The sequence below is a fragment of the Streptomyces sparsogenes subsp. cuspidosporus genome (assembly GCF_039532705.1).
GTDB classification, from domain to species: domain Bacteria; phylum Actinomycetota; class Actinomycetes; order Streptomycetales; family Streptomycetaceae; genus Streptomyces; species Streptomyces sparsogenes.
The window spans coordinates 62617-88272 of the sequence record NZ_BAAASD010000037.1; the positions used below are offsets into that span (position 1 = coordinate 62617).

24 protein-coding genes and 1 riboswitch are annotated in these 25656 nt (G+C 71.1%); of the genes, 6 read left to right on the forward strand and 18 right to left on the reverse strand.

Features of this window, described 5'->3' with window-relative positions; translation table 11 throughout:
* Positions 1 to 274 precede the first annotated feature (274 nt).
* Together ABFY07_RS32145 and ABFY07_RS32150 are read right to left on the reverse strand one after the other, a co-directional pair.
* Complete coding sequence (locus tag ABFY07_RS32145; protein WP_346177872.1) at positions 275 to 1636, reverse strand: NYN domain-containing protein; 1362 nt, start codon at positions 1634 to 1636, stop codon at positions 275 to 277.
* A gap of 18 nt (positions 1637 to 1654) precedes the next feature.
* On the reverse strand, positions 1655 to 1900 hold the full coding sequence (locus ABFY07_RS32150; RefSeq protein ID WP_065958605.1) for a hypothetical protein: 246 nt from the start codon (positions 1898 to 1900) through the stop codon (positions 1655 to 1657).
* 172 nt (positions 1901 to 2072) lie between these two features.
* On the opposite strand from ABFY07_RS32150, the gene ABFY07_RS32155 reads away from it, so the two are divergent.
* Complete coding sequence (locus tag ABFY07_RS32155) at positions 2073 to 2783, forward strand: rhomboid family intramembrane serine protease (protein ID WP_346177873.1); 711 nt, start codon at positions 2073 to 2075, stop codon at positions 2781 to 2783.
* Positions 2780 to 3061: an Lrp/AsnC ligand binding domain-containing protein gene (locus ABFY07_RS32160; RefSeq protein ID WP_065958606.1), complete on the forward strand. Its 282-nt coding sequence runs from the start codon at positions 2780 to 2782 to the stop codon at positions 3059 to 3061. Before ABFY07_RS32155 ends, ABFY07_RS32160 begins: the two co-directional genes overlap by 4 nt.
* 40 nt (positions 3062 to 3101) lie before the next feature.
* Here the strand turns inward: ABFY07_RS32160 and ABFY07_RS32165 are convergent, their stop codons facing one another.
* The 6 genes from ABFY07_RS32165 to ctaE all read right to left on the reverse strand — a co-directional run bounded on the left by ABFY07_RS32165 (position 3102) and on the right by ctaE (position 10424).
* Positions 3102 to 4508 (reverse strand): aminotransferase class V-fold PLP-dependent enzyme, encoded by a 1407-nt coding sequence (locus tag ABFY07_RS32165; protein ID WP_346177874.1) that lies wholly within the window; start codon positions 4506 to 4508, stop codon positions 3102 to 3104.
* A 204-nt stretch (positions 4509 to 4712) separates the two neighbouring features.
* Positions 4713 to 4830, reverse strand: a riboswitch (SAM riboswitch).
* 108 nt (positions 4831 to 4938) lie between these two features.
* On the reverse strand, positions 4939 to 6012 hold the full coding sequence (gene trpD, locus ABFY07_RS32170) for an anthranilate phosphoribosyltransferase (RefSeq protein WP_346177875.1): 1074 nt from the start codon (positions 6010 to 6012) through the stop codon (positions 4939 to 4941).
* A gap of 230 nt (positions 6013 to 6242) precedes the next feature.
* The gene (gene qcrB, locus ABFY07_RS32175) at positions 6243 to 7874 is read right to left on the reverse strand and encodes a cytochrome bc1 complex cytochrome b subunit (RefSeq protein ID WP_346177876.1); all 1632 of its coding nucleotides are present in this window, start codon (positions 7872 to 7874) and stop codon (positions 6243 to 6245) included.
* Positions 7871 to 8929 (reverse strand): cytochrome bc1 complex Rieske iron-sulfur subunit, encoded by a 1059-nt coding sequence (gene qcrA / locus ABFY07_RS32180; RefSeq protein ID WP_065958610.1) that lies wholly within the window; start codon positions 8927 to 8929, stop codon positions 7871 to 7873. The genes qcrB and qcrA overlap by 4 nt, the downstream gene beginning before the upstream one ends.
* Entirely contained in the window at positions 8926 to 9735 is an 810-nt protein-coding gene (gene qcrC, locus ABFY07_RS32185; RefSeq protein ID WP_346177877.1) for a cytochrome bc1 complex diheme cytochrome c subunit, read from the reverse strand. The genes qcrA and qcrC overlap by 4 nt, the downstream gene beginning before the upstream one ends.
* Positions 9736 to 9803: 68 nt before the next feature.
* The gene (gene ctaE, locus ABFY07_RS32190; protein ID WP_065958612.1) at positions 9804 to 10424 is read right to left on the reverse strand and encodes an aa3-type cytochrome oxidase subunit III; all 621 of its coding nucleotides are present in this window, start codon (positions 10422 to 10424) and stop codon (positions 9804 to 9806) included.
* 234 nt (positions 10425 to 10658) lie between these two features.
* On the opposite strand from ctaE, the gene ABFY07_RS32195 reads away from it, so the two are divergent.
* Complete coding sequence (locus ABFY07_RS32195) at positions 10659 to 11060, forward strand: hypothetical protein (RefSeq protein WP_346177878.1); 402 nt, start codon at positions 10659 to 10661, stop codon at positions 11058 to 11060.
* A 96-nt stretch (positions 11061 to 11156) separates the two neighbouring features.
* Here ABFY07_RS32195 and ABFY07_RS32200 read toward each other — a convergent pair whose 3' ends face one another.
* From ABFY07_RS32200 to ctaC, 4 genes are all read right to left on the reverse strand, one after another.
* Complete coding sequence (locus tag ABFY07_RS32200) at positions 11157 to 12410, reverse strand: L,D-transpeptidase (protein ID WP_346177879.1); 1254 nt, start codon at positions 12408 to 12410, stop codon at positions 11157 to 11159.
* Positions 12411 to 12611: 201 nt separating this feature from the next.
* Positions 12612 to 13010 (reverse strand): cytochrome c oxidase subunit 4, encoded by a 399-nt coding sequence (locus tag ABFY07_RS32205; protein WP_346177880.1) that lies wholly within the window; start codon positions 13008 to 13010, stop codon positions 12612 to 12614.
* Entirely contained in the window at positions 13007 to 14749 is a 1743-nt protein-coding gene (ctaD, locus tag ABFY07_RS32210; RefSeq protein WP_346177881.1) for an aa3-type cytochrome oxidase subunit I, read from the reverse strand. The genes ABFY07_RS32205 and ctaD overlap by 4 nt, the downstream gene beginning before the upstream one ends.
* Positions 14746 to 15708, reverse strand: a complete 963-nt coding sequence (gene ctaC / locus ABFY07_RS32215) for an aa3-type cytochrome oxidase subunit II (RefSeq protein WP_346177882.1) — start codon at positions 15706 to 15708, stop codon at positions 14746 to 14748. The genes ctaD and ctaC overlap by 4 nt, the downstream gene beginning before the upstream one ends.
* Positions 15709 to 15960: 252 nt before the next feature.
* Here ctaC and ABFY07_RS32220 point away from each other — a divergent pair, with 252 nt between their 5' ends.
* Entirely contained in the window at positions 15961 to 17439 is a 1479-nt protein-coding gene (locus ABFY07_RS32220; RefSeq protein ID WP_346177883.1) for a cysteine desulfurase/sulfurtransferase TusA family protein, read from the forward strand.
* A gap of 24 nt (positions 17440 to 17463) precedes the next feature.
* Here ABFY07_RS32220 and ABFY07_RS32225 read toward each other — a convergent pair whose 3' ends face one another.
* Positions 17464 to 18441 carry a carbohydrate kinase family protein gene (locus tag ABFY07_RS32225; protein WP_346177884.1) on the reverse strand — a complete coding sequence of 326 codons (978 nt, stop codon included), beginning with the start codon at positions 18439 to 18441 and terminating at the stop codon, positions 17464 to 17466.
* Positions 18442 to 18691: 250 nt separating this feature from the next.
* Between ABFY07_RS32225 and ABFY07_RS32230 the strand changes: the two genes are divergently transcribed.
* Entirely contained in the window at positions 18692 to 20221 is a 1530-nt protein-coding gene (locus ABFY07_RS32230) for a hypothetical protein (RefSeq protein WP_346177885.1), read from the forward strand.
* A gap of 217 nt (positions 20222 to 20438) precedes the next feature.
* Here the strand turns inward: ABFY07_RS32230 and erpA are convergent, their stop codons facing one another.
* On the reverse strand, positions 20439 to 20792 hold the full coding sequence (gene erpA / locus ABFY07_RS32235) for an iron-sulfur cluster insertion protein ErpA (RefSeq protein ID WP_065958634.1): 354 nt from the start codon (positions 20790 to 20792) through the stop codon (positions 20439 to 20441).
* Positions 20793 to 21022: 230 nt separating this feature from the next.
* Here erpA and nadA point away from each other — a divergent pair, with 230 nt between their 5' ends.
* Positions 21023 to 22210, forward strand: a complete 1188-nt coding sequence (nadA, locus tag ABFY07_RS32240; RefSeq protein WP_076971038.1) for a quinolinate synthase NadA — start codon at positions 21023 to 21025, stop codon at positions 22208 to 22210.
* A 98-nt stretch (positions 22211 to 22308) separates the two neighbouring features.
* On the opposite strand, the gene ABFY07_RS32245 is transcribed toward nadA, so the two are convergent.
* The 4 genes from ABFY07_RS32245 to ABFY07_RS32260 are packed head-to-tail and all read right to left on the reverse strand — an operon-like array spanning position 22309 to position 25384.
* Complete coding sequence (locus ABFY07_RS32245) at positions 22309 to 22986, reverse strand: response regulator transcription factor (protein ID WP_065958636.1); 678 nt, start codon at positions 22984 to 22986, stop codon at positions 22309 to 22311.
* Complete coding sequence (locus ABFY07_RS32250; RefSeq protein WP_079150759.1) at positions 22983 to 24257, reverse strand: sensor histidine kinase; 1275 nt, start codon at positions 24255 to 24257, stop codon at positions 22983 to 22985. Before ABFY07_RS32250 ends, ABFY07_RS32245 begins: the two co-directional genes overlap by 4 nt.
* 28 nt (positions 24258 to 24285) lie before the next feature.
* Positions 24286 to 24564, reverse strand: a complete 279-nt coding sequence (gene pspAA, locus ABFY07_RS32255) for a PspA-associated protein PspAA (RefSeq protein ID WP_065958638.1) — start codon at positions 24562 to 24564, stop codon at positions 24286 to 24288.
* 49 nt (positions 24565 to 24613) lie between these two features.
* Entirely contained in the window at positions 24614 to 25384 is a 771-nt protein-coding gene (locus tag ABFY07_RS32260; protein ID WP_076971037.1) for a PspA/IM30 family protein, read from the reverse strand.
* Positions 25385 to 25656 lie beyond the last annotated feature (272 nt).

Here is a 25656-nt window from a genome sequence, read left to right on the forward strand (position 1 = left end):
TCTTCCTCCAGCCGCCTACCGGGTGGGGGCAAACCCCGGCTCCGCGGAACGCAGGGCACGCGGACTCGGCGGTACCCCCGCTGTCATCCCGGATGGATGATCAACCGCGCGGAGGTTCGAGCCGACCTTAGTGACCTCGTCGTGATCCGTTCAAATCCCACAGACGAAAAAGTCGGTCTTCGGGCGCATCTTTTACAAACAACACACATACGGTAACGGTCGATTGACGCTCCGCAGACGTCAAACGCCGCTCGGCCCGCCCCTCGGCGACAGCTCAGGTGCGCGCGAGTCGCTTGAGCAACAGCGCGGAGGAGACCGGCCGTGCCCCCGCCTTGGCCACCCCGTCGGCCACCTCGCGGTCCGTCGAGACCACGACCACCGGCCGGCCCGGCGGTTCGGCCCGCACCAGCTGTCTGATCAGCTCGTCCGCGGTCACCCCCGGCTTGCTGAACAGCACCCGCACCCCGCGCGGCGGCGCCAGCAGCACCGGCGCGGCCAGCTCCGCCCCGTCGAACACGCAGGTCATCTCCGCGCCCGTCTGGGCCGCCAGCACCGCGAGCCCGCCCAGCAGCCGCAGCCGCTGCTTCTCCAGCGGCATGGTCGGATAGCCGGTCTTGGTGACGTTGTAGCCGTCCACGACCAGATGGGCCTGGGGCAGCGCCAGAAGCTGGTCCAGCAGCGCGGGGTCCATCTCCGACAGCGCCCTGGTCGCTATGTCCTTCGGCGTCATCTTGCCCGGCTCCACCGCGTCCACCGCGTCCGCCGGGCGCATCGACGCGGGCGGCAGCGCCAGTTCGCGGCGCAGCCCCTGCGCCGCGTCCAGCACCGTGTCCAGCAGCAGCCGCACCCGCATGTCCTCGACGCTGCGCCCCTCGCGCGCCGCCCGCCGGCTGGCCTCCAGCGCCGACTCCGTCTCCGCGAGCCGGGCCCGCAGCCGCCGCGCCTCGCCCTCCGCCGTGGCCTGCCGCACCGCGGCCGCGGACCGCACGGAGTCCAGCTCGGAGGCGGCCTTGCGCAGCGCCGCCTCGCCCCGCTTCACATCGCTGAGCGCGCTGCGCAGCTTCCGCTGCAGGGTGTCCGCCTCCTTGCGGGCCGCCTCCAGCTCGGCGCGGGACCGCTCGGCCTCCGCGCGCGCCGCGGCCCGGGCCTCGGCGAGCTCTTCCCGCAGCCGCCGCAGCTCCCGCTCCGCCTCCTCGCCGGCCCGCTCCGCGGAGGCCCGCTGCGCCTCCTCGCCCGCGGCCTCGACCAGCTTGACCCAGCCGGCCGGCCGCAGCACATAGGCCAGCGCCGCCACGTCCACCGGATCGGCGGCGGCCGGCGGCGAGCCGCCCTCGATGGCCTCGGCCAGCTCCGTCTGGGTCTCCCGCAGCCGCCCCGCGATCCGCTGCCGGAAGACCGGGTCGGACTCCACCGCGGCGGCCATCGCGTTGCCCGCGAACTTCGCCCGGCGGGTCGGAGTGAAGCGCGCGTACTGCCGCAGCTGGGCCGGCAGCTCGGTGACCGTCAGCCCGCCGAAGGCGTCCGCGACCAGGGCGACCACCCGGCGCCTGACCCCCTCCGGCAGGGGGCGGTCGAGCGCCTCGGCCACGCCTTCGGCGTCACTGGCCGACCCGGGGTCGCCCGTCCGCTCCACCACCTGTCACCGCTCCGTTTCTCAGCCGCTCGCGCTCGCGCCCGGACGGTCCACCAGCTCGATCTGGTCGACCGCGTTGCACCAGCGGCAGCGCACCGACTCAATGGTCTCACTGACCACCTCGCGCTCCTCGACCCTGGGCTCCCCGCCCAGCTCGAGATGGACGTAGTCGACGACCTTCATCGACCGCGTCACATCGAACCGGGTCAGATTGCCGCACAGGGTGCAGCGCCAGCGGGTCTCGGCTGTCGGCTGGGGCACGGCCATGGCGTCGTCGTCCTCGTCTTCATTCCACTCTTGCACTCGGTTGGCACTCGCGTGCTGTCACCCTACGGCCTCGGCCCCGCCCGGCGCCGGGGGCAGGCGCGCTCCCCGCCACGCCCCCGGGCGGCGGCGAGGCGCTCTGGGCAGGTTGTGCCCGGTACGCCATGATCTGCCCATGATCGAGACGTCGAAGGGACCCCGCCGCCCCCTGATGACGTACGCCCTCATCGCCGCCTGCTGCCTCGTCTTCGCCGTGGGGCCGGCCTCCGGTCTCAACCCCGGCTACGGCACCGGCGGGGATCTGCTGCGCGCCCAGACCGGCTACTTCGAGCGCTGGGGAGTGGTGCCCAGCGCGCTGTGGAGCGGCGCGCCCGCCGAGCCGCTGACCCCGCTGACCGCGCTGTTCGTCCACGGCAACTGGCTGCACCTGCTGGGCAACATGCTGTTCCTGTACGTCTTCGGGGCGATGGCGGAGGAGCGGATGGGGCGGCTCCAGTTCACCCTGTTCTACCTCGCCACCGGCTATCTGGCGCTGCTCGGCTACGCGGCGGCCCACGCCGACTCCACCCAGACCCTGGTCGGCGCCTCCGGGGCCATCTCCGGGGTCCTCGGCGCCTTTCTGTGGCTCTTCCCCCGGGCCCGGGTGACCAGCCTCTTCCCGTTTCTCTTCTTCCTGCCGCTCCGCTTCCCCGCCTGGGTGGTGCTGATCTTCTGGTTCGCGCTGCAGTGGCTGGCCGCCCACGGCGCCGACGACCGCCCCGGGGTCGCCTACCTCGCCCACCTGGTCGGGTTCAGCCTCGGGTTCCTCTACGCGTGGGTCCGCTTCGGGCGGACGACTAGAGTGAACAGGGCAGCCAGGCCCAGCGAGGGAGAAAGCCAGCCGTGATCACTTCGATCGTCCTCATCAAGACCAGCGTGGACCAGATCCCGGAGATCGCCGAGAAGATCGCCGCGCTCGACGGCGTGAGCGAGGTCTACTCGGTCACCGGGGCGCACGACCTGATCGCGATGGTGCGGGTGGCCCGGCACGACGACCTCGCGGACGTCATCCCGGGCCGGATCAGCAAGGTGCCGGGCGTGGCCTCCACCGAGACCCACATCGCCTTCCGCACCTACTCCCAGCACGACCTGGAGGCCGCCTTCGCGATCGGCCTCGACGGCTAGGCCGGGGCCCCGGGCCGGCCTCGATCCCGGAGTACAGGGGTCAGCCCCGGTCCGGGACGCAGCGCCCGTCCTCCGTGCGGTAGGTCCACTTCGCGCCGTCGCGGACCAGCTCCTTCACCGCGCCGATGAACCGCTCGACGTGCTCGTCGGGCGTGCCCGCGCCGAAGCTGACCCGGATCGCGTTCAGCGACCGCTCCCCCGGCGCGGCCTCCGGCGCCCCGCACTCGCCCTGGTCCCCGGGCTCCCCGCCCAGCAGGGTGCGCACCAGCGGATGCGCGCAGAACAGCCCGTCCCGCACCCCGATGCCGTACTCGGCGGAGAGCGCGGCCGCGAAGTGGGAGCTGTTCCAGCCCTCCACCACGAAGGAGATGACCCCCACCCTCGGGGCGTCGTCGCCGAACAGGGACAGCACCCGCACCTCGGGCACCTCCGCCAGGCCCTCGCGGACCCTCGCGATCAGCTCCCGCTCCCGCGCCACCAGGCCCTCGAACCCGGCCTCGGTCAGCGCCTTGCAGGCCGCGGCGATCGCGTACGCACCGATCACGTTCGGCGAGCCGGCCTCGTGCCGGGCCTCGGTGGTGTGCCACTCCACGTCCACCCCGCCGCCCCCCTCCCGGACGCGCACGGCGACCTTGCGGCTGGCGCCGCCGCCCGCCAGATACGGCCGGGCCTCGCGCAGCCAGTCCGCGCGCCCCGCCAGCACCCCGGCCCCGAAGGGCGCGTACAGCTTGTGCCCGGAGAACGCGACCCAGTCGATGTCCGAGGCGGCGATGTCCACCGGGTGGTGGGGGGCGAGCTGCGCCGCGTCCAGCACGATGCGGGCCCCGTGCGCGTGGGCCACCTCGGTCAGCTCCCGCACCGGCCACAGCTCGCCGGTCACATTCGACGCGCCGGTCACACACACCAGCGCCGGCCCGGCCGCCCCGCCCTCGGCCGGGCCCTCCGCCCGCCATGCGGACAGCGCTCGGTCCAGCGTCTCGACGGCCTCGCGCGGGGAGCGCGGCGCGCTCAGAAAGCCGACCTCGACACCCTCCCGCTGCTGCCACGGCAGCAGCGAGGCGTGGTGCTCGGTCTCGAACACGAACACCCGGGTGCCGTGCGGGAGGACGGCGGCGAGCAGGTTGAGCGAGTCGGTGGTGGAGCGGGTGAAGACCACCTGGTCGTCGGGGCGGCAGCCGAGGAAGGCGGCGACGTCCTTGCGGCTGTTCTCGAACAGGTCGGTGGACAGCTGCGAGAGGTAGCCGGCGCCCCGGTGGACGCTGCCGTAGTACGGGGCGTAGGCCGCGACGTCGTCCCAGACGCGCTGGAGGGCGGGGGCGCTGGCGGCGTAGTCCAGCGCGGCGTAGGTGACCTCGCCGCCGGTCACGAGCGGGACGAGGACGTCGCGGCCGAGGACGGGCAGCGGGGAGCGGGTCTCGGTGGCGGAGGCAGCGGTGATCGCGGACATGGCGAAGTCTCCCGGGAGGACGAAGAGGTGAATGCGTCACGCGTGCGCGCGGCGACCGCCGCCGGGCACGCGGAAGGATGCTCAACGCGCGGGCATTGACCGCACCGCGCCGGTTGAGGGGGGAAGAGGGGCCGTCGGCCCTAGCGCATTCGCTGCATCACGGAAGAACTCCCTCGACAACCAGGACCCCTGGGTTTCGCGAGGGGTCCGCGCTTGCCGCAGACCTCGCTGCCTGCGGCCTGGTCATCACCCGGGGCACCCCGCCACGGACGGAGGGTTGCCGGACAGCGGGCCGGGGCCGAAGTCGCTGTCGCTCGTGACCTGCGCAGGAGTATGCCACGCCGCGCCCCGCGCACGGGACCCCTGTCCGCCATACGGACGATGCGTACGCATGGCGGGCAGGGGCCGGGACCCGGGGCGCCTGAAACAACTAGGCGTTGGTGGCGAGGACCCAGCGGTCCAGGGAGGCGCGGGCCGCGCCGGAGTCGATGGACTCGGCGGCCTTCTCGATACCCGTGGCGATCCGCTCCGCGAGCGGCTTGCCGCCCGTCCCGCCCTCCAGGGCGACCAGGGCCGCCGCCGAGTTGAGCAGCACCGCGTCGCGGACCGGGCCGCGCTCCCCCGCCAGCAGCCGCCGCGCGACGTCCGCGTTGTACGAGGGGTCGGCGCCGCGCAGGGCCTCCACCGGGACCAGGTCGATGCCGACGTCCCGCGGGTCGAAGGTCTCCTGCCGCACGGTGCCGTCCTCGACCACCCACACCTGGGAGGTCGAGGTGACGGTCAGCTCGTCCAGGCCGTCGTCGCCGCGCATCACCAGCGCGCAGGAGCCGCGCTCGGCGAGCACACCGGCCATGATGGGCGCCATGCGGGCGTCCGCGACCCCGGTGGCCTGGGCGCGCACCCGGGCCGGGTTGGTGAGCGGGCCGAGGAAGTTGAAGATGGTGGCGATGCCGAGCTCGCTGCGCGCGGTCCCGACGTGGCGCAGTGCGGGGTGGAAGCGCATCGCGAAGCAGAAGGTGATGCCCGCTTCCTCGGCCACCTCGGCCACCCGCCCGGGGGTCAGGTCCAGGTTGACGCCGAGCTTGGCGAGGACGTCGGAGGAGCCGCTGGCGGAGGACGCGGCGCGGTTGCCGTGCTTGACCACCTTGGCGCCGGTGCCGGCCACCACGAGCGCCGACATGGTGGAGATGTTGACGGTCTTGGCGCGGTCCCCGCCGGTGCCCACGATGTCCACCGTCGGCCCGGGGACCTCGATCACGTTGGCGTGTTCGTACATGGTGCGCACCAGCCCGGACACCTCCGCCACGGTGGCGCCCTTGGCGCGCAGCGCCACCGCGAAGCCGGCGATCTGGGCGTCGCTGGCCTCGCCGCGCATGATGCGGTCCATGACCCAGGCGGTGTCGTCGGCGGCGAGGTCGTGGCCGAGCAGCAGGGAGTCGAGCACGTCCGGCCAGGTGCGGGCCGTCGCGCGGTTGTCGCCTCCGGCTGGGGTCACAACGTCCATGGTCCGCTCCTGGATCTCGGCTGGGCTGAGGGGGTCCGCGCGGTTCGACGGGGCGGCCCCGTGGCAAGCCTATCGGCGCGGCGGGGGGTGGCAGGTCCGTGCCCGGCTGCTGGACGGGCCGGGGCCCTGGGCCACGGCCCGCACCACGGCCCAGGGCCCCGGCCCGGACCGTGTGGTCCGGGCCGGGGCCCTGGTGTGTGGCGTAACAGCTGAGGTGTTCGCTGAGGGGATCAGTGGTGGCCGTGGCCGCTGGTGATCTCCTTGTACTCCTCGGTGGTCGGCTTGGGGATCACGTTGTCCCCGCCGTAGTAGCCCTTGGACAGCTTGGCCCGGAGCTTCTGCGAACGCTTTATCTTGCGGCGGACACCGTTCTCGTCGACCTCGGGGCCGATCTCGAGCGGCTTGGGCTGGTCATGCTGGGTGAGCTTGAACAGGTCCTCCTGCGAGAGCGGCTCGTGCACCTCGATGAACTCGCCGTGCGGCAGCCGCTTGATGATGCCGGTCTCGCGGCCGTGCAGCACCTTGTCCTTGTCACGCCGCTGCAGACCCAGGCAGATCCGCTTGGTGACGATGAAGGCCACCACCGGGCCGACGAAGAAGGCGATCCGGACGAACCAGGTGATCGAGTTGATCGACAGGTGGAAGTGGGTGGCCCACAGGTCGTTGCCACCACCGACCAGCATCACCAGGTAGACGGTCAGCCAGGCGACACCGAAGGCGGTCCGGGTCGGGGCGTTGCGCGGGCGGTCCAGGATGTGGTGCTCGCGCTTGTCGCCGGTGATCCAGGACTCGATGAACGGGTACAGACCGATCGCGAACAGCACCAGCGGGAAGAGCACGATCGGGATGAACACGCCCAGGACGAGCGTGTGACCCCACAGGTTGATCTCCCAGCCGGGCATCACACGGACCAGACCCTCGGCGAAGCCCATGTACCAGTCGGGCTGGGCGCCGGTGGACACCTGGTCGGGCCGGTAGGGGCCGATGGCCCAGATCGGGTTGATGGTGGCGATCGCGGAGAGCACCGCGATGACGCCGAAGACCAGGAAGAAGAACCCGCCCGCCTTGGCCATGTAGACCGGCAGCAGGGGCATGCCGACCACGTTCTTCTCGGTCTTGCCGGGCCCGGGGTACTGCGTGTGCTTGTGGTAGAAGACCAGGATCAGGTGCGCCACCAGCAGGCCGAGCATGATGCCCGGCAGCAGCAGGACGTGGACCGGGTAGAGCCTGGGGATCAGGTCCATGCCGGGGAACTCGCCGCCGAACACGAACATCGAGATGTAGGTGCCGACGACCGGGATCGACAGGAACACGCCCTCGATGAACCGCAGACCGGTGCCGGAGAGCAGGTCGTCGGGGAGCGAGTAGCCGGTGAAGCCGGTCAGCATGCCGAGGAAGAACAGCAGGAAGCCGAACAGCCAGTTGATCTCGCGCGGCTTGCGGAAGGCGCCGGTGAAGAAGACGCGCATCATGTGCACGAGCATCGCGGCGAGGAAGATCAGCGCGGCCCAGTGGTGGATCTGCCGGATGAGCAGACCGCCGCGCACCTCGAAGCTGATGTCGAGCGTCGAGGCGAACGCCTCGGACATCCGCACGCCCTGCATCGGGACGTACGGGCCGTGGTACGTGACCTCTTCCATGCTGGGGTGGAAGAACAGCGTCAGATACACACCCGTGAGGATGATGATGATGAAGCTGTAGAGCGCGACCTCACCCAGCATGAAGGACCAGTGGTCCGGGAAGATCTTGCGCATGTTGGCCTTGGCGAGGCTGTAGACGCCCAGCCGGCCGTCGGCCCAGTCGGCGACGCGCTCGCCCGCGGGGGCCTTGCGGTCCCGCTGCGATTCAGTTGCAGTACTCATCCGCGCTCCCAGAAAGCAGGACCGACGGGCTCCGCGAAGTCGCCCTTGGCTTCGAGGTAACCGTCCTTGTTGACCCCGATCCGCAGCTGCGGCAGGGCGTGCCCGGCCGGGCCGAAGATCACTCGGCCGCCGTCGGAGAGGTCGAACGTCGACTGGTGGCACGGGCACAGGACGTGGTGGGTCTGCTGCTCATAGAGGTTGATCGGGCAGCCGACGTGGGTGCAGATCTTGGAGAACGCGACGATGCCGTCGTGCGACCAGTCCAGCTCGCGCTTGTCCTTGATGTTCTCCGGCTGCAGCCGGACCAGCATCAGGGCCGCCTTGGCGATCTGCGTCTGGAAGTCGTGGTCCTCCTCGCTCATGCCCTCGGGCATGGCGAAGGTGAGCGAGCCGACCACGATGTCCTCGGGGCGCAGCGCCTCGTTGGTGTTCTGGTTGATCAGGCGCTTGCCCTTGCCCCACTTGGTGTGGCGGAGCTTGTCCTGCGGCAGCGGGCCGAGGTCGCGCAGCAGCACCAGGCCGGAGAGCGGCACCAGGGCCAGCGCGCCGAAGAGGGTGTTGCGGGCGAGCTTGCGCCGGCCGAAGCCGGACTCGGCCGCGCCCTGCCGGAAGTCGTCCAGCACCTTGGCCTTGACCTCGGGCGAGGCCTCGATCGGGTGGCGCTCGTCGGCGATCTCCACATCGGACATCAGGGTGCGGGCCCAGTGGACCGCGCCCGCGCCGATGGTGAACAGCGCGATGCCCAGGGTCAGGCCGAGCGCGAAGTTCAGCGCGCTGATGTGGCCGAGCGGGAAGACATAGATGATCTTGTCGACCGGCAGCGCCACAAACGAGGCGATGAAGGCGATCGTCGCCACCATCGAGGCGGTGAAGAACAGCGCGACCGTGCGCTCGGAGCGCTTGGCGGCTCGTTCGTCGATGTCCTGCTGTCGGGGCTCGTGCGGCGGCAGGCCCGGGTCGGCGAAGGGGTTGTCGGCGGGCTCTACCGCGCCGCCCTCTTCACCTCCCCGCCCCTCGGGCAGGTGGTCTTCGTGTGAATTGTCGTGGCTACTCATGACTTCTTGGCCTTTGCGGTCCGGGCGGCGACCCAGATGGTCAGGGCGATCATGGCACCCATGCCGAAGATCCAGCCGAACAGGCCCTCGCTGACCGGGCCGAGGCCGCCGATCTCCATACCGCCGGGGGTCTCGGTCTTGTCGCTGTTGACCGTGTCCAGGTACGCGATGATGGCCTTCTTCTTCTCCTCCGGCATCGTGGTGTCGGGGAAGGAGGGCATGTTCTGCGGGCCGGTCTGCATGGCCTCGTAGAGGTGCTTGGGGGACACACCCTCGAGCGACGGCGCGTACTTGCCGTTGGTCAGGGCGCCGCCCTTGCCGACGAAGTTGTGGCACTGCGCGCAGTTGGTGCGGAAGAGCTCGCCACCCTCGGCGACGTCGCCGCCCGCGGGGTCGTACTGCTCCTTCGTCGGCGTCTCCGGGCCGGGGCCGAGCGAGCCGATGAACGCGGAGAGCTGCTGGATCTGCGCGTTCGAGTAGATGTTCTTCTTCTTGGGCACCTGCGCGCCGGGCTGCTGCGCGGGCATGCGACCGGTGCTGACCTGGAAGTCCACGGCGGCGGAGCCGACGCCGACCAGGCTCGGACCGTCGGTCGTACCCTGACCGCCGGTGCCGTGGCAGCTGGCGCAGCCGACGGCGTAGAGCTTCTTGCCCTCCTCGATGGCGAGGGACTGGGCGGAGCTGTCATCGGCCTTCGCCTCGCTCGGCGAGAACGCGGCGTACAGCCCCCCAGTGACCGCCAGCGCGAAGAGTAGGACGACGAGCGCAGCCAGCGGATGGCGCCGTCGTGCGGAGAGCTTTTTCACGGATTACCCCGGTGTCAGGATCTTCTGCGTCGATGCTTTGAGGACGTGGTGCCAGTACGGCGACCGGATTACTTGATCATGTAGATCGTGGCGAAGAGGCCGATCCAGACGACATCGACGAAGTGCCAGTAGTAGGACACCACGATGGCCGCTGTCGCCTGCTGGTGGGTGAACCTCTTGGCCGCGTACGTCCTGCCCAGGACCAGCAGGAAGGCGATGAGTCCGCCCGTCACGTGCAGTCCGTGGAAACCGGTGGTCAGGTAGAACACCGAGCCGTACGGGTCGGACGAGAGCGAGAGACCCTCGTGCTTGACCAGCTCGGTGTATTCGAAGATCTGACCGCCGACGAAGATCGCGCCCATGATGAAGGTGATCACGAACCAGGTGCGCAGCTTCTTCACGTCACCGCGCTCGGCAGCGAAGACACCGAGCTGGCAGGTGAGGGAGGAGAGCACCAGGATCGTGGTGTTGGTCGCGGAGAACGGGAAGTTCAGCGCGGACGCCATTTCCTTCCAGTGCTCTGCCCCGGTCACCGATCGCAGGGTGAAGTACATCGCGAAGAGGGCCGCGAAGAACATCAGCTCGGAACTCAGCCAGATGATGGTTCCGACGCTGGTGAGGTTCGGCCGGTTGACCGACGGGTGCGCGTGCCCGGTATCTACTGCTGTTGCTGTCGCCACGACCGACATTATGTCGGTCGCTTATCCAGCCCTCACTCCCGGGGGTACCGTTCGGAGTGTCAAGGGCATCGATGCTGCTCGTACGGCCCGTTGCGGGCGGGTGTCCGGCGGGCTTCGGGCCTGGTCGGCCGGTCCGCGGGCCGGTCCCCCGAAGGAGGGAGGGGCCTGCACGCCCCCTCCTCCACACGGCGGTACGGGAGTACCATCCGCGCCAGGAGTCCACCCACGTAACGCGGAGGAACGATGCAGCCGACCGCCACGGTGCTGGTCTACAGCGATGACTCGGGCACCCGCCAGCAGGTGCGGCTCGCGGCCGGGCGCCGGCCCGCCCCCGATGTCCCGCCCGTGGAGTTCGTGGAGTGCGCGACCCTCCCCGCCGTCCTCTCGGCGCTGGAGGAGGGCGGCATCGACGTGTGCGTGCTGGACGGGGAGGCGGTGCCCGCGGGCGGCATGGGGGTCTGCCGGCAGATCAAGGACGAGATCTTCCGCTGCCCGCCGGTCCTGCTGCTCATCGGCCGCCCGCAGGACGCCTGGCTGGCCACCTGGAGCCGCGCGGAGGCCGCGGTCACCCACCCGGTGGACCCGGTGGCCCTCGCCGACGCCCTGGCGGGGCTGTTGCGCAAGCGCCACGCCGTGGACGCCTGACGGGGCGCACCGGGCCGCACCCGGGTCACCTCCGGGTGGCTCGAGGGGCGGCCCGAGGGGGCGGCTTTACGGGCCACCTCCTGGCCGCCTTCCGGGTCACACCTGGGGCCGCAGCCTCGCCGACTCGGCCGCGTTGACGCCGTCGGCCCGCCCGGCGGCCAGAGCGCTGCCCTCGCGCCACTTGTCCCAGGTCATGTTCCAGTCGCCGAAGCCGTTGTCGAACGACGTCATCATCGCGCCGCGGCTGTTGACGACCTTGACGATGTCGCCGAGGCGCACGGTGTCGAAGAACCAGCGCGCGTTCTCGGTGCTCATGCCGGTGCAGCCGTGGCTGACGTTGGCCGAGCCCTGCGACCCCACCGACCAGGGCGCCGCGTGGACGTACTCGCCGCTCCAGGTCACCCGGACGGCCCAGTAGACCATCAGGTCGTAGGAGTTGCCGAGGCCGATGCTGGCCCCGGTCATCCGTACGGAGGACTCCTTGGCGAGCACCACCTTGGTGCCGTTGCGGGTGTCGAAGCCGGGCATGCCGGTGGTGATCGGGATGGTCCGGATGGCCTGGCCGTTCCGGTACACCGTCATCTGGTGGGTGCCGGAGTCGGTGAGGGCCTCGACCCGGTCGCCGGTGCGCAGCCGCAGCGGCTTGGAGGGCCCGCCGTACAGGCCGGCCGCGACCCTGATGCCCTGCAGGTTGGCGTGCACGTCGATCGTGGCGTGCGCGGGCCAGTAGTCGCGCGGGCGGTAGTGCAGGTGCCGGTCGTCCACCCAGTGCCAGGCGCCGTCCACGGCGGGCTGTGAGTCCACCTTCAGGGCGCGCTCGACGACGGCCCGCGCCGAGAGGTCCTTGACCGGCGCGCTCAGCTCGGCGGTGACGGGCTGTCCCACGCCGTAGGTGCCCGCCTGGGGGCCGAAGGTGACCCGGAGCCGGCTCTCGGCCCCGGTGGTGTCGAAGCCGATGGTCCGGCGACCCGGCGCCCCGTGGGCGTCCTCGGTGCTCACCCGCAGCGTGTAGTGGGTGCCCGCGGCCAGTGGCACGGTGCTGCGCCAGCGCTTGCCGTCGGGGGTCAGCTCGCCGCGGACGTACCGGCCCGCGGAGTCGGTCGCCGTGACGTCGGTGATGCGGCTGTCGTCGCCCTTGGCCGTGACCTCAAGCGGCTTGTCGGGGTCGGCCTTGTGACCTTCGCCCACGCCGCTGAAGGCGACCTGGTCGGCCGCGTCGTACGGCTTGGCCGCCAACGGGTCCGAGGAGGGGCCGCCGCATCCGGTGAGCCCCATCGTTATCAGGGGTGCCAGCAGCACAGCGCAGCCGAGCACCGTCCGGGATCGGGGTGATCGAGGTGTGTGGCTCATGGTCACAAGCTAGAAAGACCGGTTGCGGACGGCTCGTGGAGTGAGGCAGTCGGGTGAACGGGGGCCGACGCGCTCCGGGAGACGACGCGCTCCGGGGGACGACGTACTCCGGGAGACGACGAAGCGGGGCCCGGACACCTGGAGGAGGTGTCCGGGCCCCGCTCGGGCCCGTCTCTCGACGGGACCCCGGTGCCTGACCGGTTACTGGTTCTGGTTCTCGCCGCGGTAGTACTCGAACACCCAGCCGAAGAGGCCGACCAGGATGACCGGGGCGGAGAAGTACAGCAGCCACCAGCCGAAGATCACACCCATGAAGGCCAGGGCGCCACCGACGGCCAGGGACAGCGGCTGCCAGCTGTGCGGGGAGAAGAAGCCCAGCTCACCGGCGTCGTCCGCGACATCCGCGTTCTTGTTGTCCTGCGCCCCGACATCCACCCGGCGGGCGGTGAAGGCGAGGTAGTAGCCGATCATCACGCTCAGGCCGAAGGCCAGGAAGAGCGCGGTGGTGCCGGCGGGCTCCTTCGACCACACCCCGTAGACGATCGCCATGATCAGGATGAAGACGGAGAGCCAGATGAACATCCGGCCTTGGACCTTCACTTGCCGGCCTCCTTGCCACCCGCGAGGGCCTTGTCATCGGACGAGGCGGCCCCGTGGTTCTCGAGCTGGTCGAGCGCCGCGATCTCCGGGTGGTGCAGGTCGAACGCCGGCGATTCGGAGCGGATGCGGGGCAGCGTGAGGAAGTTGTGCCGCGGCGGCGGGCAGGAGGTCGCCCACTCCAGCGAGCGGCCGTAGCCCCACGGGTCGTCGACCTCGATCTTCTTGCCGTACTTGGCGGTCTTCCAGACGTTGTAGAAGAACGGCAGGATCGACAGGCCGAGCACGAAGGAGAAGATCGTCGAGATGGTGTTCAGCGTGGTGAAGCCGTCGGCCGCCAGGTAGTCGGCGTACCGGCGCGGCATGCCCTCGGCACCGAGCCAGTGCTGGACCAGGAACGTGCCGTGGAAGCCGATGAACAGCGTCCAGAAGGTGATCTTGCCAAGGCGCTCGTCCAGCATCTTGCCGGTGAACTTCGGCCACCAGAAGTGGAATCCGGCGAACATCGCGAACACGACCGTGCCGAAGACCACGTAGTGGAAGTGCGCCACCACGAAGTACGAGTCCGAGACGTGGAAGTCCATCGGCGGGGAGGCCAGGATGACACCGGTCAGACCGCCGAAGGTGAAGGTGATCAGGAAGCCGACCGTCCACAGCATCGGGGTCTCGAAGCTCAGCGACCCCTTCCACATCGTGCCGATCCAGTTGAAGAACTTCACACCGGTCGGCACCGCGATGAGGAACGTCATGAAGGAGAAGAACGGCAACAGCACGCCGCCCGTGACGTACATGTGGTGCGCCCAGACCGTCACCGACAGACCCGCGATACCGATCGTGGCGCCGATCAGCCCGATGTAACCGAACATCGGCTTGCGCGAGAACACCGGAATGATCTCGGAGACGATGCCGAAGAACGGCAGCGCGATGATGTACACCTCGGGATGGCCGAAGAACCAGAAGAGGTGCTGCCACAGCAGCGCTCCGCCGTTGGCCGCGTCGAAGACGTGCGCCCCGAATTTACGGTCGGCCTCCAGCGCGAACAGCGCGGCGGCCAGCACCGGGAAGGCCAGCAGCACCAGCACACCGGTGAGCAGCACGTTCCAGGTGAAGATCGGCATGCGGAACATCGTCATGCCCGGAGCGCGCATGCAGATGATCGTGGTGATGAAGTTGACCGAGCCGAGGATCGTGCCGAAGCCGGAGAAGGCCAGACCCATGATCCACATGTCGGCGCCCACGCCCGGCGAGCGGACCGCGTCCGACAGCGGGGAGTACGCGAACCAGCCGAAGTCGGCCGCGCCCTGCGGGGTGAGGAACCCGGCCACCGCGATGATCGAGCCGAACAGGTAGAGCCAGTAGGCGAACATGTTCAGCCGCGGGAACGCCACATCGGGCGCGCCGATCTGCAGCGGCATGATCCAGTTCGCGAAGCCGGCGAACAGCGGCGTGGCGAACATCAGCAGCATGATCGTGCCATGCATGGTGAACGCCTGGTTGAACTGCTCGTTCGTCATGAGCTGCGTGCCGGGACGGGCCAGCTCGGCGCGCATGAACAGCGCCAGGAGCCCGCCGATGCAGAAGAACGCGAACGACGTGACGAGGTAGAGCGTCCCGATCGTCTTGTGGTCGGTGGTGGTCAACCACTTGACGACGGAGTTCCCTGGTTGCTTGCGGCGCACCGGCGGCCCGTCCGCGTGTGCGGCGGCTGCGTCGGCACCCTGAGGTTCGTTGAGGATGCTCACTTGTTCCTGGTCTCCGCGTTCTTGGCGGCGTCCGTCTGCTCAATGCCCGCCGGGATGTATCCGGTCTGACCCTTCTTCGCCAGGTCCTCCAGGTGCTTCCGGTATTCCTTCGGAGAGACGACCTTGACGTTGAAGAGCATCCGCGAGTGGTCCTGACCGCACAGCTCGGCGCACTTGCCCAGGAAGGTGCCCTCCTTGTTCGGGGTCACCTCGAAGCGGTTGGTGTGCCCCGGGATGACGTCCATCTTCATCAGGAAGGGGACCACCCAGAACGAGTGGATGACATCACGGGAAGTCAGGATGAACTGGACCTTCTCGCCCTTCGGCAGCCACAGCGTGGGGCCCGGGTTGCCGGTGTCCGGGTCGCGGTCACCCGGGATGCCCGCCTCGTACACGCCCTCCGCGCCCTTGGGCACGGCCTTGAGCATGCGGTCCGGGATCGACGAGACCTCTTCCGGGGTCTTCCTGGGCGTGGACGGGTTGCCGTCCACGTTCTCCATGTAGTTGAAGCCCCAGCTCCACTGGTAGCCCACCACGTTGATCACGTGGGCGGGCTTCGCGGAGGTCTTGAGGAGCGCGTTCTCATCGCGCGCGGTGAAGTAGAACAGCACCGAGACGATGATGATCGGGACCACGGTGTACAGCGCCTCGATGGGCATGTTGTACCGGGTCTGCGCGGGAACCTCGATCTTGGTCCTGCTGCGGCGGTGGAAGATGACCGCCCACAGGATCAGGCCCCAGACCAGAACGCCCGTGGCGAGCGCAGCCGCCCACGAGCCCTGCCACAGGGAGAGGATCCGCGGCGCCTCCTCCGTGACCGGGGTGGGCATTCCGAGGCGGGGGAAGTCCTTCGATGTGCAACCGGTGGCGGTCGCCAGGACCAAGCCCGCGGCCAGCGCCTGCAGCAGCTTCCGCCGCACCGGGCGCCGCGACGAGCGGTCGGAGCCGTTGGGACTCACGTAGCGCCTTCCCGAGAGTCTCGCCCGCACGGCCGCGGCCGTCTCGCTGGTCGGTCGCCGGCCCGGTGCGGGCAGGGGTTTGGATGTTTATGCGGACCAAACCCTACTGGACGCCATTTGGGGTCGCGCGGGGAGGGTGCCCAACGCGCCGGGCCGCTCCCCGAAGAGGTGGAGAAACCCGTTCGAAGCGGCGGAGAAACCCGTTCGAAGGGGCACTGAACAGGTGCCGCGTGAGCGACTAGCGTGACGTACGTGCCCTACTTCGACGCCGCTTCGTCCGCCCCGCTGCACCCCGTCGCCCGCCAGGCGCTGCTCGCCGCGCTCGACGAGGGCTGGGCCGATCCGGCCCGCCTCTACCGCGAGGGACGGCGCGCCAGGCTGCTGTTGGACGCCGCCCGGGAGGCGGCGGCCGACGCCGTGGGCGTTCGCCCCGACGAGCTCACTTTCACCTCTTCGGGTACCCGCGCGCTGCACGACGGCATCGCCGGGGCCCTCGCGGGCCGCCGCCGGGCCGGCCGCCATCTGGTCCACTCCGCCGTCGAGCACTCCGCGGTGCTGCACGCCGCGGCCGCCCACGAGGCGGCCGGCGGCACGGTCGCCGAGGTCCCGGTGGACCGCGCCGGCCGGGTCGCGCCGGGCGCGTACGCCGCCGCCCTGCGCGCGGCCCCCGGCCCCACCGCCCTGGCCTGTCTCCAGTCCGCCAACCACGAGGTGGGGACGCGGCAGCCGGTGGCCGAGACGGCGGCGGAGTGCGCGGAGGCGGGCGTGCCGCTGCTCGTCGACGCCGCGCAGTCCCTGGCCTTCGGCCCGGTCCCGGGCGACTGGTCGCTGCTGACCGCGAGCGCCCACAAGTGGGGCGGGCCGTCGGGCGTCGGCCTGCTGGCCGTGCGCAAGGGCGTGCGCTTCGCTCCCCAGGGCCCGGCGGACGAGCGCGAGTCGGGCCGCGCCCCCGGCTTCGAGAACATCCCCGCCGTCGTCGCGGCCGCGGCCTCGCTGCGCGCCGTACGGGAGGAGGCCGCCGCGGAGGCCGAGCGGCTGCGGGAGCTGGTGGACCGGATCCGGACCCGGGTGCCGCGGCTGGTCCCCGACGTGGAGGTGGTCGGCGACCCGGAGCGGCGGCTGCCCCACCTGGTGACCTTCTCGTGTCTCTATGTCGACGGGGAGGCGCTGCTGCACGAGCTGGACCGGGCGGGCTTCTCCGTGTCCTCCGGCTCCTCGTGCACCTCCGGCACCCTGACGCCGAGCCATGTGCTGCGCGCGATGGGCGTGCTGTCCGAGGGCAACGTCCGCGTCTCGCTGCCCCTCGGGACGGCCGAGGAGGACGTCGAGCGCTTCCTCGCCGTGCTGCCGGACGTGGTGCGCGGGGTGCGCGGGCGGCTCGGCGCGCCGGAACGGGCGGAGGAGGCCACGGCGGCCTCGGCCGGGTCGGCTTCCGGCGATTCGGGGGTCTCCGCCGGCCCGGGGGGCTCCGCCGGCCCGGGTGCGGGCGGTCCGGGGGACGAGGAGGCGGAGGTGGTGGTCGACTCGCTCGGCAAGCTCTGCCCGATCCCGGTCATCGAGCTGGCCAAGGTCATCGGGGAGGTCCCGGTCGGCGGCCTCGTCACGGTGCTCGCCGACGACGAGGCCGCCCGGCTGGACATCCCGGCGTGGTGCGCGATGCGCGGCCACGCGTACGAAGGGGAACGCCCGGCCGACCGCGGCACGGCGTACCGCGTCCGCCGCCGGGCGTAGAGGTGTCCCCCTCCGGAAGGTGGGTCAGCCGCCGAGGTGGGGCTGGATCTCGGAGGCCGCCTCCTGGCCGTAGGCCTTGGCGAAGCGCTCCGTGAAGTGGCCGCGGCGCAGCTCGTACTCCTGGGGGCCGAGGGTCTCGATGACCAGCGTCGCGAGCATGCAGCCGACCTGGGCCGCGCGCTCGAGGGACAGGTCCCAGGAGAGCCCTGAGAGGAAGCCCGCGCGGAACGCGTCGCCGACGCCCGTCGGATCCACCTTCGCCTCTTCCTCCGGGCAGCCGACGAGGATCGGCTCCTCGCCGGCGCGGTCGATGCGCACGCCCTGCGCCCCGAGGGTCGTGACGCGGGTGCCGACCTTGGCCAGGATCTCGTCCGCCGACCAGCCGGTCTTGGTCTCGGTCAGCGCCGCCTCGTACTCGTTGGTGAACAGGTAGTCCGCGCCCTCCACGAGCAGCCGGATGTCGTCGCCACCCATGCGGGCGAGCTGCTGCGAGGGGTCGGCGGCGAACGGGATGCCGCGCGAGCGGCACTCGTCGGTGTGGCGGACCATGGCCTCCGGGTCGTCCGCGCTGATCAGGACGAGGTCGAGCCCGCCGACCCGGTCCGCGACGGGCTGCAGCTCGATCTGGCGCGCCTCGCTCATCGCGCCGGTGTAGAAGGACGCGATCTGGTTGTGGTCGGTGTCAGTGGTGCACACGAAGCGCGCGGTGTGCAGGACCTCGGAGATATGGACGGACTCGGTGTCCACGCCGTGGCGGTCCAGCCAGGCGCGGTAGTCCGCGAAGTCCGCGCCGGCCGCCCCGACCAGGATCGGGCGCAGGCCGAGGACGCCCATGCCGAAGCAGATGTTGGGGCCGACGCCGCCGCGGCGGACGTCGAGGGTGTCCACCAGGAAGGAGAGGGAGACCGTGTGCAGCTGGTCGGCGACCAGCTGATCGGCGAAGCGGCCGGGGAAGGTCATCAGGTGGTCGGTGGCGATGGAACCGGTGACTGCGATTCGCACGGCGGGTCTGCTCCTGCGGGCGACGGAGGACAACGGACGCCTTACGCTATCGGCTCCGTCACCCCCGCACGAACGGTCGAAACCACCCGATATTAGCTCGTTTCACACCGGGTGCACGATGCATACGGTGCGTACGGGGTGACGGTTACGGCGGCCGGAGGAACCACGTGCCCCGCCGCTCCGTCTCAGCGACGTGCCCCTCGCGAGAGGTGGGACGGTACAGCTTCAGCGGAGCCGAAGGAGCGAAACGGTGAGCACCGAGGACACCGACACCCCACAGACCCCCGAGGGCGACGACCCGCGGCCGCGTCGGCGTTCGCCACTGGCCGTCGCCTCGGTGGCGGCGGCGGTGCTGCTCGCCGGTGGCGGCGGGGCGTACTGGGCCTCGACCGCCGCGGGCGGCGGGCAGGACCCGGGCGCCGCGCGGGAGGACGGTTCGCCGAAGCCGCTCGCACTGGACGGGCCCGGGGCCGCGGACCGGCCGGGGATCGCGCCCGGCGAGCCGAACCCGTACGGCCGGCAGTACAAGGCCGTCGGCGAGCTGCCGGAAGGACCCGGATCGGCCGCGGTGTACCGGACCGGCGCCAAGGTCACCAAGGCGGAGGTGGCGCGGCTGGCGAAGGCCCTGGACGTGCCGGGGAGCCCGCGCGCGGACCACGGCACCTGGAAGGTCGGCGGCAGCAAGGACGCGATGAGCCCGGTGCTCCGGGTGAGCCAGAAGGCGCCGGGCGGCTGGTCGTACTCGGCCTACGGCTCCCCGGGCGGCACCTCCTGCCTGGAGCCGCCGGAGGCGGGCGAACAGAGCTGCCCCTCCTACCGCGGCGGGGCCTCGGGTTCCGAAGGGGCAGCGGACTCCAAGGGCGACAAGGGGTCCCAGGACGGCAAGGGATCCGACGGCAAGGGGTCCGAGGACGGCAAGGGGTCCGACCGCGCCGTCTCCGAGGGCAGGGCCAAGCGCGTGGCCGAGCCGGTGCTGAAGGCCCTCGGGCTGGGCGGCGCGAAGCTGGACGCGGCCCAGCTCCACGGCGCGGTGCGGGTGGTGAAGGCCGACCCGGTGCTGGACCACCTGCCGACCCACGGCTGGCAGACGAGTCTGCAGGTGGGCGCGGACGGACAGCTGGTCGGCGGCGCCGGGCTGCTGTCGAAGCCCGCGAAGGACGACACGTACCCGCTGATCGGCGCGGACGAGGCGGTGAAGCTGCTCAACAAGGAGGGCGCGGCGCCGCGGAGCGAGAAGAAGGCCGGGAAGACCGAGAAGGCGGAGGAGAAGGGCGGCACGGGCGGCAGCGGTACGGAGGGCAAGGGCGACGAGGTCACGGTGCGCAAGGCGACCCTCGGGCTCGCGGCGCGCTCCGTGGACGGGCGGCCGGCGCTGGTGCCGTCCTGGCTCTTCCAGGTCGCGCCGTCGGGCGCGCGGGACGGCCTGAGCACGGTGACCTACCCGGCCGTCGACCCGAAGTTCCTCAAGAAGCCCTCCCCCGGCACGTCCCCCTCCACGGGGACCGGTACCGGCCAGGTCGACGACATCACGTCGTACAGCGTGTCCGGGAAGACCCTGACGGTGCGCTTCTGGGGCGGCGTCTGCGAGTCGTACAAGGTCTCCGCCGAGGAGTCCGCCTCGCGGGTGAAGCTGGAGATCAAGGGGAAGCGGCTGCACCCGGGCCGGCCCTGCATCCTCATCGCCAAGCGGATCGAGAAGAAGGTCGAGCTGGACAAGCCGCTCGACGACCGGAAGGTCGTGGACGCGAGGACCGGCGAGACCGTGCCCCGGCGGAAGTGAGCCAGGCCGAGACAGTCACGCGACACGAGAAACGCCGTGGGGGCGGCCCGATCGGGCCGCCCCCACGGCGTTTGTGGTCCGCGCGCCACAGCGGCTGAGCCAAAGGGCGCGCCGCTGTCGAAAGGGGCGAGGAGGAGGGAGCGAAGCGACCGTGCGACGAGGCCCGTCGACAGCGGGTCCGAGCGCCCGGAGGCGAAGCCGCTCCCAAAAAAGGGGCTCAGCTGAAGGAGTCACCGCAGGCGCAGGAGCCCGTGGCGTTCGGGTTGTCGATCGTGAAGCCCTGCTTCTCGATGGTGTCGACGAAGTCGATCGAGGCACCGTTCAGGTACGGGGCGCTCATGCGGTCGGTCACGACCTTGACCCCGCCGAAGTCCTTGACGACGTCGCCGTCGAGCGAGCGCTCGTCGAAGAAGAGCTGGTAGCGCAGGCCGGAGCAGCCGCCGGGCTGGACGGCGACGCGCAGCGCGAGGTCGTCGCGGCCCTCCTGCTCCAGCAGGCTCTTGACCTTCGACGCGGCGGCGTCGGACAGGATGATGCCCTCGCTCGCGGTGGTCTCGTCCTGAACGGTCATCTGCTTATCTCCCGGGTCGTACGGACTGCTTGCCGTGGGCTCCAACCAACGGCGTCCCGGATTCATTCCGGGGCGGGCGCTTTTCTTCCTGCGTTGTTCATGCTCGCACACACGGGCGGCCCTCCGGAATGCGTCACATTGACGCGATGAGCATCGTCAAACTGACGTGAAGCAGGATATGATAGATAGCGTCATTTTGACGATTAAGGGTCCCCCGTGAAGAAAGAAGGGTGCGTGACGTGACCACCGCCCAACCCCTCGACGTCCAGCCGACACCGCTCGCCCTGCTGCTCCTCGGCCGCCAGGCCGACCCCCGGAGCGAGCGCGGCGTGGAGTGCCCCGGCGACCTGCCCGCACCCTCCGACCCGGACCTGGTGGCGCGCGCCCGCGCGGCCAAGGCCGCGCTCGGGGAGCGGGTGTTCGTGCTCGGCCACCACTACCAGCGGGACGAGGTCATCGAGTTCGCCGATGTCACCGGGGACTCCTTCAAGCTGGCCCGCGACGCGGCCGCCCGGCCGGACGCCGAGTACATCGTCTTCTGCGGTGTCCACTTCATGGCCGAGTCCGCCGACATCCTGACCGGCGACAACCAGCAGGTCATCCTCCCCGATCTGGCGGCGGGCTGCTCGATGGCCGACATGGCCACCGCCGAGCAGGTCGCCGAGTGCTGGGACGTGCTGACCGAGGCCGGGGTCGCCGGGGTGACGGTGCCCGTCTCGTACATGAACTCCTCCGCCGACATCAAGGCCTTCACCGGCCGGCACGGCGGCACGATATGCACCTCCTCCAACGCCAAGCGGGCGCTGGACTGGGCGTTCGAGCAGGGAGAGAAGGTGCTGTTCCTGCCCGACCAGCACCTGGGGCGCAACACCGCGGTGCGCGAGATGGGCATGTCCCTGGACGACTGCGTGGTCTACAACCCGCACAAGCCGGGCGGCGGCCTGACCGCCGAGGAGCTGCGCGCCGCCAAGATGATCCTGTGGCGCGGGCACTGCTCGGTGCACGGCCGGTTCTCGCTGGACTCGGTCAACGAGGTCCGCGAGCGCGTCCCGGGCGTCAACGTCCTGGTGCACCCCGAGTGCAAGCACGAGGTGGTGGCGGCCGCCGACCACGTGGGCTCGACCGAGCACATCATCAAGACCCTGGAGGCCGCGCCGGCCGGCTCCAAGTGGGCGATCGGCACCGAGCTGAACCTCGTCCGCCGACTGGCGAACCGTTTCGCCAGTGAGGACAAGGAGATCGTCTTCCTCGACCGCACGGTGTGCTTCTGCTCCACGATGAACCGGATCGACCTGCCGCACCTGGTCTGGTCCCTGGAGTCGCTCGCGGCCGGCAAGGTCGTCAACCGGATCCAGGTCGACAAGGAGACCGAGGCCTACGCCAAGCTCGCCCTCGAGCGGATGCTGGCCCTGCCGTAACCGGCCACCCCACCAGGTGGCCGGGCGGGCCCGGGGCCGATCCTCCCCCGGGCCCGCCCGGCCTTCCCGGCCGGCTCATCTTCCGGCTCAGCCCCGGCTCAACCCCGGGGCCGCACCAGCCCCGTCTCGTACGAGATCACCACCAGCTGCGCCCGGTCCCGGGCGCCGAGCTTGGCCATCGCGCGGTTCACATGCGTCTTGACCGTGAGCGGGCTCACCTCCAGCCGCGCCGCGATCTCGTCGTTGGACAGCCCGCCCGCGACCTGCACCAGCACCTCCCGCTCCCGCACGGTCAGCGCGTCCAGCCGCGCCGCGTCGTACGCGCCCTCCCCGTCGTCCGAGCCGCCCTGCGCCAGGAACCTGGCGATCAGCCCCTTGGTGGCGGCCGGGGACAGCAGCGCCTCGCCCGCCGCCGCGATCCGGATCGCGGCCAGCAGCTCATCGGGCTCGGCGCCCTTGCCCAGGAAGCCGCTCGCGCCGGCCCGCAGCGACTCCACGACGTACTCGTCCACCTCGAACGTCGTCAGCATCACCACCCGGACGTCGCCGAGCCGCGGATCCTCGCTGATCATGCGGGTCGCGGTGAGCCCGTCCGTGCCGGGCATCCGGATGTCCATCAGCACCACGTCGGCGCCCCGGTCGCGGGCGATCTCCACGGCCTCGGCGCCGTCCGCCGCCTCGCCGACCACCTCCATGTCCGGCTCGGAATCCACCAGCACCCGGAACGCGCTGCGCAGCAGCGCCTGGTCGTCGGCCAGCAGCACCTTGATGGTCATGAGTCCCCTCCGCCCCCTTCTCCCCGATCTCCACGCGACTCCCCCGCGCGCGCCTGCAGGGGCAGTCTCACCCGGACCCGGAAACCGCCCTGCGCCCGGGGTCCCGCCTCGCAGCTGCCGCCGAGCGCGGCGACCCGCTCCCGCATCCCGATCAGCCCGTGTCCGCCGCCCGGCCCCTCCGCCGGGGGTTCCTCGGCGCAGGGGCCGTCGTCGTCCACGGTGATCAGCAGCACGGCGGAGGTGCGCACGATCCGCACCTGGGCCTTGGCGTCCGGCCCGGCGTGCTTGTGCACATTGGTCAGGGCCTCCTGGACGATCCGGTAGGCGGTGAGGTCCACCGAGGCCGCCAGCGAGCCGAGGCCGTCCCGGGAGACCGCCTCCACCTCCACCCGCAGCCCGGCCCGTACGAACCCGTCGACCAGCTGGTCCAGCACCGCCAGGCCCGGGGCCGGCTCGGTGGGCGCGGCCGGGTCGCCGTACTGCCGCAGCAGCCCGACGGTGGCGCGCAGCTCGTCGAGCGCCGAGCGGCTGGCCTCCCGTACATGCGCGAGCGCCTGCTTGGCCTGGTCCGGGCGGCTGTCCATGACATGGGAGGCCACCCCGGCCTGCACATTGACCAGCGCGATGTGGTGGGCGACCACGTCGTGCAGCTCGCGGGCGATGCGCAGCCGCTCCTCGGCGACCCGGCGGCGGGCCTCCTCCTCGCGGGTCCGCTCGGCGCGCACCGCGCGCTCCTCGATGGCCGCGATGTAGGCGCGGCGGCTGCGCACCGCGTCGCCCGCGGCGGCGGCGAGACCGGTCCAGGCGAAGATGCCGAAGTTCTCCTGCGCGTACCAGGGGCGCAGCCCGCAGAGCATCGCGGCCCCGGTGAGCAGGGCGACGGTGATCAGGCCGACGCGCAGCGTGGTCGGCCGGTCGGTGCGGGCGGCGACCGTGCACAGGGCCACCACGACGCCGAAGACGATGGAGGTGCGCGGGGGGCCGTCGTGGGCGGTGACCACCTCCACGACGGTGAGCGCGCCGGTGACGGCAAGGACGCCGATCGGGAAGCGGCGGCGCAGCACGAGCGCGGCCGCGGACAGCGCGGCCAGCAGGACGAAGACCGCATTGATCGGGTGGTGGCCGGTGTGCGGGCTGGCCGCGGCGCCGATCAGCATCAGCGCGAAGGTGACGAGGGCCAGCAGGGTGTCCAGCGACCGCGGATGCGCGGTCAGCCAGCGGTACGGCCGGGCCAGGCCCGGCCCGACGGCGAGGGGAGTCACGGCACCCAACCGTAACGACCCGGCGCCGTGTGCCGGCTCAGCCCGGGATGAGGCCGTCGTCCTTGAGCATCGCCCGGACCTCCGCGAGCGTCGCGTCCGGGGCGGGCAGGATGAGCTCCGAGGGCTCCAGGGAGTCGTCGGGCAGCGGCTCGCCCAGCGAGCGCACCGCGTCCAGCAGCGCGCCGAGGGTGCGCCGGAAGCCGTCCTCGTCGTCGCTGTGCACCTCGGCGAGCAGCTCGTCGTCGAGCCTGTTCAGGCCGGACAGGTGGCTGTCGTCCAGCCGTAGCTGCCCCTCCCCCATGATCCGTACGATCACGACGACCTCCTTCGGGGCCGGGGTGGACCACTGGTCGGCTGCGCGTCCGTCACTTGTCCATGTTGGGGCGGGGCTGCTCCTGCTTCTGCCCGCCCTCGATGGCCTGCTGCGGGGAGCCGCCCGCCAGCTCGGCCTTCATCCGCTGGAGCTCCAGCTCCACGTCCGAGCCGCCGGAGATCCGGTCCAGCTCCGCGGCGATGTCGTCCTTGGCCATGCCGGAGGGGTCGTCGAGCGCGCCGGACGCCAGCAGCTCGTCGAGGGCGCCGGCCCGGGCCTGGAGCTGCGCGGTCTTGTCCTCGGCGCGCTGGATCGCCATGCCGACGTCGCCCATCTCCTCGGAGATGCCGGAGAAGGCCTCGCCGATCTGGGTCTGCGCCTGGGCCGCGGTGTAGGTGGCCTTGATGGTCTCCTTCTTCGTACGGAAGGCGTCCACCTTGGCCTGCAGCCGCTGCGCGGCCAGCGTCAGCTTCTCCTCCTCGCCCTGGAGCGTCCGGTGCTGGGTCTCCAGGTCGGTGACCTGCTGCTGCAGCGCGGCGCGGCGGGAGAGCGCCTCGCGCGCCAGGTCCTCGCGGCCCAGCGCGAGCGCCTTGCGCCCCTGGTCCTCGAGCTTGCTCGACTGCCCCTGCAACTGGTTGAGCTGGAGCTCCAGGCGCTTGCGGGAGGTGGCCACGTCCGCGACGCCGCGCCGCACCTTCTGAAGCAGCTCGAGCTGCTTCTGGTACGAGTAGTCAAGGGTCTCGCGCGGGTCTTCGGCCCGGTCCAGGGCCTTGTTGGCCTTCGCGCGGAAGATCATTCCCATACGCTTCATGACACCGCTCATGGGCCTCGCGCGCCCCCTTCTGACGGACTACGGACTACCGGCTCCAGCACTCATCCAACAGACCCAGCCTACGGGCCCTGTCTCCATTACCGCACTGTTCCGGGCCGCTCGCGCTCCTCCCCAAGGACGATCAGGTCCGCGGCGCCTCCGGCGCAAGGAGGAGCGGGGAGGAGCGGGGTGGGGCAGGGTGGAGCGGGAGAGAAGCGGGGAGGAGCACGGTGCCGTTGCGGGATCGTTCCCCCTGGGGCTGGGGCCCACACCCCTCAACCCGT